The organism is Nonomuraea sp. NPDC049784, assembly GCF_040659615.1.
Lineage (GTDB): Bacteria > Actinomycetota > Actinomycetes > Streptosporangiales > Streptosporangiaceae > Nonomuraea.
Window position 1 is genome coordinate 1 of the sequence record NZ_JBFAMX010000621.1, and the last position, 6,098, is coordinate 6,098.

8 protein-coding genes are annotated in these 6,098 nt (G+C 73.0%); 7 read left to right on the top strand and 1 reads right to left on the bottom strand.

Annotation, left to right across the window (positions count from 1 at the left end; genetic code table 11):
* The 7 genes from AB0J09_RS53765 to AB0J09_RS53795 all read left to right on the top strand — a co-directional run.
* A partial coding sequence (locus AB0J09_RS53765; protein ID WP_360709923.1) for a thiolase family protein occupies positions 1 to 766 on the top strand: 766 nt, incomplete at its 5' end.
* Between the two features lie 31 nt (positions 767 to 797).
* A complete protein-coding gene (locus AB0J09_RS53770; RefSeq protein WP_360709925.1) occupies positions 798 to 1,472 on the top strand; it encodes an ABC transporter ATP-binding protein in 675 nt (224 codons plus the stop codon).
* On the top strand, positions 1,469 to 2,074 hold the full coding sequence (locus tag AB0J09_RS53775; protein ID WP_360709927.1) for an energy-coupling factor transporter transmembrane protein EcfT: 606 nt from the start codon (positions 1,469 to 1,471) through the stop codon (positions 2,072 to 2,074). Before AB0J09_RS53770 ends, AB0J09_RS53775 begins: the two co-directional genes overlap by 4 nt.
* 50 nt (positions 2,075 to 2,124) lie before the next feature.
* Entirely contained in the window at positions 2,125 to 2,469 is a 345-nt protein-coding gene (locus AB0J09_RS53780) for a metalloregulator ArsR/SmtB family transcription factor (RefSeq protein WP_360709929.1), read from the top strand.
* Positions 2,469 to 3,080, top strand: a complete 612-nt coding sequence (locus tag AB0J09_RS53785) for an SRPBCC family protein (RefSeq protein WP_360709931.1) — start codon at positions 2,469 to 2,471, stop codon at positions 3,078 to 3,080. Before AB0J09_RS53780 ends, AB0J09_RS53785 begins: the two co-directional genes overlap by 1 nt.
* A gap of 231 nt (positions 3,081 to 3,311) precedes the next feature.
* Positions 3,312 to 4,538, top strand: coding sequence for an MFS transporter (locus tag AB0J09_RS53790; protein WP_360709933.1), 1,227 nt, complete (start codon positions 3,312 to 3,314; stop codon positions 4,536 to 4,538).
* Positions 4,539 to 4,614: 76 nt separating this feature from the next.
* A complete protein-coding gene (locus AB0J09_RS53795) occupies positions 4,615 to 5,247 on the top strand; it encodes an NAD(P)-binding oxidoreductase (protein WP_360709934.1) in 633 nt (210 codons plus the stop codon).
* Positions 5,248 to 5,258: 11 nt separating this feature from the next.
* On the opposite strand, the gene AB0J09_RS53800 is transcribed toward AB0J09_RS53795, so the two are convergent.
* A partial coding sequence (locus AB0J09_RS53800; RefSeq protein WP_360709936.1) for an SWIM zinc finger family protein occupies positions 5,259 to 6,098 on the bottom strand: 840 nt, incomplete at its 5' end.

Sequence of the window (6,098 nt, forward strand, 5' to 3'; positions counted from 1 at the left end):
GTACCCCAGGGCGCCCTTCACCCCGGACGGACGGCCCGATCCCGACATGGGGCCGGCCGCCGAGGCGCTGGCGGCGGCACGCGGCATCGGCCGCGAACGCCAGGACGCCTACGCCTGCCGCAGTCACGCCAGGGCGCTGGCCGCCAGGGAGGCGGGCCGGTTGAAGGAGGAGATCGTCCCGATCGGCGGACGCTGCGACGATCAGCGGCCCAGGCCGCTGCGGGCGGCGTCGCTGGCCCGGCTGCCTGCGGCGTTCGTGGCGGACGGTACAGTTACGGCCGGTAATTCCTCGCCGGTCAGTGACGGCGCCGCGGCCGTGGCCATCGTGCCCGAGCGGTTGCGCGCGGGCCTGCCGGGGATGCGGCTGGTGGCCGGGTCCGTCGTCGGGTGCGATCCCGAGCTGCCCGGCTGGGGCCCGGTGCCCGCGGTGCGGCGGGTGCTGGCGCGTGCGGGGGTGGAGTTGGAACGGGTCTCGGCGGTGGAGATCGTGGAGGCGTTCGCGGCGCAGGTGCTGGCGGTCACCGACACGCTCGGGCTCGATCCCATGGACGACGAACGGGTGTGCGCCGACGGCGGCGCGCTGGCCCTGGGGCATCCGTGGGGCGCGAGCGGCGCGGTCGTGGTGACCAGGCTGTTCAGCCGCCTGGTCCGCACGGGCGCCCCGCCGGGGACGCTGGGGCTGGCCGCGGCCGCGGTCGGCGGCGGGCTCGGCGTGGCCGCCCTGTTCGAGGTGGTCGGTCCTGGACGAGACGGAGGACCGGCGTGATCAGAATTCGCAGCGTTCCGGGTGGTACGCCGTGATCGAGTTCGCCGACGTGCACGTACGGCTCAGCGAGCGCGACGTGCTGCGCGGCATCACTGCCAGGCTGCCCGAGCACCGCGTTGGCGTGGTCGGCGCCAACGGCTCGGGCAAGAGCACGCTCGCCCGCCTGATCAACGGCCTGGCCCTGCCCACCTCGGGCAGTGTCACCGTGCTCGGCCTCGACACCCGCCGCCACGCGGCCAAGATCAGGCGGGGGGTCGGGTTCCTGTTCACCGACCCGGACGCGCAGATCGTGATGCCGACGGTGGCCGAGGACGTGGCGTTCTCCCTGCGCCGCAAGGGCCTGACGCGCGATGAGGTCGACCGGCGCGTGCACGACGTGCTGGCCAGGTACGGCCTGGGCGACCACGCCGACCACCCCGCCCACCACCTGTCGGGTGGCCAGAAGCAGCTGCTCGCCCTGTGCTCGGTCATGGTGCTGGAGCCGGACATCCTGGTGATGGACGAGCCGACCACGCTGCTCGACCTGCGCCACTCCCGCCAGGTCGCCGCGCTGCTGCGCGAGATGCCGCAGCAGGTGGTGGTCGTCAGCCACGACCTGCCGCTGCTGGCGGACTTCGACCGCGTCCTGGTGCTCGACCAGGGCAGGATCGTCGCCGACGACACCCCGGACGAGGCCATCGCCCACTACCGGAAGATCATGGCGTGAACGGCCTCACCGGCGCCTTCGTCCCCGGCGACTCGCCGCTCCACAGGCTGCCGCCCGGTGTCAAGCTGGCCGGGCTGGCGCTGGCGTGCACGGCGCTGGTGCTGCTGCGCTCGCCGCTGTCACTGGCCGGGGCGGCGGTCGTCGTGGCGGGCCTGTACGCGCTGTCCGGGGTCGGGGTGGCGGCCGCCTGGGCGCAGGTCAAGCCGGTGCGGTGGTTCGCGGTGATGTTGTTCGGGATGCAGTGGGCAGTCGTGGATCTGCAGGGGGCGATGTCGGCGACGCTGCGCGTGGTGCTGGCCGTGGCGCTGGCCGGGCTCGTCACGCTCACCACCCGCGTGTCGGCCATGATGTCCACGCTGGAACGCTGCCTGGCCCCTGCCAGGTTCGTCGGCCTGGACCCGTTCCGGTTGTCGCTGCTGCTGTCGCTGACCGTGCGCAGCGTGCCGGTCGTGGCCGGGCTGGCCACCCGCGTCCGTGAGGCCCAGCGGGCCAGGGGCGTCGAGCGCAGCCTGCGGGCCTTCGCCGTACCGCTGGTGGTCAGCTCGCTCCGGCACGCCGACGCCCTCGGCGAGGCGCTCAGCGCCCGCGGGCTGGATGACTGACGCCTATCCCAGGTTTGACTTATATAAGCAGAGCCTGAAACACTCGGGTCGTGCACGCATTCGACGTCCTCGGCGATCCAGTCCGGCGACGGATCCTGGAGCTGCTGGCAGGCGGCGAGCAGAGCTCGGGCGAGCTCACCGCCGTCATCCAGCGCGAGTTCGGCATCTCCCAGCCGGCCGTCTCCCAGCACCTGCGGGTGCTGCGAGACAACGGCTTCGCCAGCGTGCGGGCCCAGGGCACCCGGCGGCTGTATGCCGTCGAGGCGGGTCCGCTGCAGGAGGTCGATCTCTGGCTGGAACGATTTCGCGGCTTCTGGAACCAACGACTGGACGCGCTGGCGACGGAGCTGGCCCGCGGCAAGCGCGAGCGCCGCACGAACGAAAAGGACACCTGATGGACATTGTGGACGAGCTCCTGAAGGCTCGGCGCGAGCTGAAAGACGGCGACGTCAAAACCCTGGTGCTGCGACGGCACTACGACGCCGAGGTCGAGGACGTGTGGGACGCCTGCACCGACGCCGAGCGGCTGAGCCGCTGGTTCCTGCCCGTGAGCGGCGACCTGCGGGTCGGGGGCACGTATCAGCTCGAAGGCAACGCGGGCGGCGAGATCCTGCGCTGCGAGCCGCCCAGCCTGCTGAAGGTCAGCTGGCTGTTCGGCGAGAACCCCGGCTTCTCCGAGGTCGAGGTACGCCTGTCCGCCGAGGACGGCGGCACGCTGTTCGAGCTGCGCCACAGCGCCGAGGTGCCGCCCGACATGTGGGGGCAGTTCGGGCCCGGCGCGACCGGCGTGGGCTGGGACCTGTCGCTGCTGGGACTGGGCCTGCACCTGTCCACCGGTGGCGCCCCCGGCATCGACGAGGGCTCCTTCCACGAGACTCCGGAGGGCCGTCGCTTCATCACGGCCAGCAGCCAGGCTTGGGGCGAGTCCCACCTGGCCGCGGGCGGCCCGCCGGACCAGGTCGCCGCCGCCGTCGCCAACACCACCGCTTTCTACGCTCCCGAATAGTGCCGAGAACGACTGGGCCGCCGCCTGCACGGCGACGCCTTCGCGCCCGAGGGCGGCTGAGCCAAGCGCCGAGCACCCCGAGACTCACCGTACTGGGGTGCCCGGCTCAGTCCTGAGCGTACGGCGCTGCCTCGCGGCCGCCTGGCCATGTCAGGGCAGCCGCAGGAAGATCTTTGCGTGTTTCCGCGCGTTCGCAGTGTGCCCCCTGTGGCACGCGCGACATCATGCCACATGTCAAACACGCAGGTCAGGGGCCTATTTCCGGCCGAAGTGGGGCGCAACGGGCTGCTGATCATCGCGGCACGGGCGCTGCGGACCTTCGGGTACGGATGCACCAGCGTGCTCCTGGCCGAGCTGCTCGCCCAGGACGGCGACGCCCCCTGGCAGACCGGCCTGCTGCTGGCCGTTGCCTCCGCCGGCTCGGTGTTCGCGAGCCTGATGCTGGGCCTGTTCGCCGACATGTGGGGACGGCGGCGAACGCTGATCGCGTGCGGCTGCCTGATGGCGGTGACCGGCGCCGTGTTCGCGCTCAGCGAGTCCTACCCGATCCTGGTCGCCGCCGCCTTCATCGGGACGATCTCGCCCTCCACCAACGACAACACGCCGTTCTCCGGGGTGGAACAGGCGATCCTCGCCCAGACCTGCCCCCAGGCCCGCCACACCTCCCTCTTCACCTGCTACAACGTCACCGCCATGGCCTCCGGCGCACTGGGCGCGCTGGCCGCCGCCGCCCTCGGGCTCCAGCCGTGGACATCGGCCCCCGACGCCGCCTTCGCCCTGTACGCGATCCTGGCCGCCGGCACCGTGACACTGTTCTGGCACCTGTCGCCGCAGGCCGAGGCGCCCAAAACCGCCCGCCCCGGCCAGAGCGGGCACCGCCTGCGGGTGCCGGGACAGGTCCGCCTGCTGGCCGGGCTGTCCGCGCTGGACGCCCTGTCCGGCGGGCTGGCCGTCCAGGCCGTGCTGGCCTGGTGGTTCGCCCACCGCTACGGCGCGACGACCACGCAACTGGGCCTGGTGTTCTTCGCCGCCAACCTGCTCCCCGCCCTGGCCCAGCTCACCGCGCCACTGCTGGCCGCCCGGCGCGGTCTGCTGGCCACCATGCTCCTTCCACACACCGTGGCCAACCTGCTGCTGGCCTGCATCCCGTTCGCCCCCGACCTCACCACCGCCGTCGCCCTGCTGCTGCTCCGCCAGACAGTCTCCAAGATCGACGTACCGGCGCGGCAGGCCTTCACAGCCGCGGTCGTCCCCTCCGCGCACCGCACGGCCGCCGCCAGCATGACCAGCCTGGCCCGCAGCATCGCCGTCTCAGCCGCCCCCATCGCCGCCACCACACTGCTGACCGGCACCCTGGCCGCACTGGGGGCCCCGCTGCTGCTCGGCGCGGCCCTGGGCCTGGGCTACGACCTCGCCCTCTGGCGCGCCTACCGGGACACCCCCCTGACCGAAGGCTGACCGTCCCGGATGGGCACACGACCGGCCCCGGAGGTAGGGTGAGTGAATACTCACAAACTCACGAGAGGTGGCACCGATGAGGCTCGCGATCTTCGGAGCGACCGGTGGCACGGGACAGCAGCTCGTGCGCCAAGCACTCGACCTCGGCCACGAGGTCACCGCCGTCGTGCGCGACGCGTCCAGGCTGCCCGCCGAGCTGCGCGGGCGCCTGGACGTCGCCGAGACCGACGTGATGAACCCCTACGCCATCACCTCGGCGGTCAAGGGCCGCGACGCGGTGCTCTCGGCGATGGGCACGCGCGAGAGCGGCCCCACCACCGTGCAGTTCGACGGCATCTCCTCCATGATCAAGGCCATGACGCAGGTCGACGCCCGGCGCCTGCTGATGGTCAGCGCCAGCGGCCTGGTCACCGACGCCGGCGACGGCCCGGTCACGCGGTACGTGCTCAAGCCGCTCGTTCAGCGCATGTTGCGCCACTCCTACGCCGACCTGGCCAAGGCCGAGCGGTTGCTGCGCGCCAGCGACCTGGACTGGACGATCGTCCGGCCCTCGCGCCTGACCGACGGCGAGCGCAGCGCCTACCGCACGGCCCGCGACCTCAACGTCAGACGCGGACTGAGCACGAGCCGCGCCGACGTGGCCCACTGCATGCTGGAGCTGGTCACCGACCGCACCTCGATCCGCCACGTCATCTCGGTGGCCTCCTAGCCCCGGGAGGTCTATCCGCTGACGAGCGCCGCAGGGTCGCGCTCGGGCGGGCCCGCGGGCCACCACACGCCGTCGCGCTGGGTGAAGGGGTACCAGCGGCCGTCTCGGCCGTAGCGCAGTTGCAGGGCGCCGAGGGTCCAGCGGTTGCGCCACGCCTCGACCTGCGGCGGGCGCTCGCCCTCCCAGCCCGCCTCCAGCAGGGCCTGCGCTCTGGCCAGGTCCCGGCGGGGCGGCGTCCAGGCGCTCTCGTGCACGTCGAGGCCGTGCGTGCCGCCGTACCTCCATGCCTGCACGGCCGCCTCGAGTCCAAGGTCGAGATCGTGGTCGGCGGCCAGGCGTACCCTGTCCTGATACTCGGTGAGCTCCGGCAGGCGCCCGTGCAGCAGCAGCTCGTGCGCCCGGGAGGCGGCCGAGGCGGCCAGCACCCGCAGCGCGGCCACGTCCACGCCGGGCGTTCGGTCCGCGGGCGGGTCCAGGGCGGGCGGGGCGAAGGCGACCTCGAGCGGCGGGGGCTCGGGCAGCGGTGGCACGTCTGCCGCGAAGGCCTCGGCCGCCGGCACCCCGCCGGCCGCCTGCTCGGCGTCCCCGGCGGCTGTCTCGTCGCTGTGAGCGTCGCGGCGCTGGAGTGCCTCGACCAGCTCGCGCTCGCCTCGCCCGCGCATCAGCAGCAGCACGAACGGGTCAGCGTCCAGCAGCCACGACGCCTGGTAGCACAGGGCGGCGGCGTGCTTGCAGGGGTGGCCCCAGTCGGGGCAGGAGCACTCGGGCTCGAGGTCTCCGACGGCGGGCAGCAGCGGCACGGCGGCGTCCTCGGCGGCTTCGACCAGGTCGTGGGGCATGTCGCGGTCGAG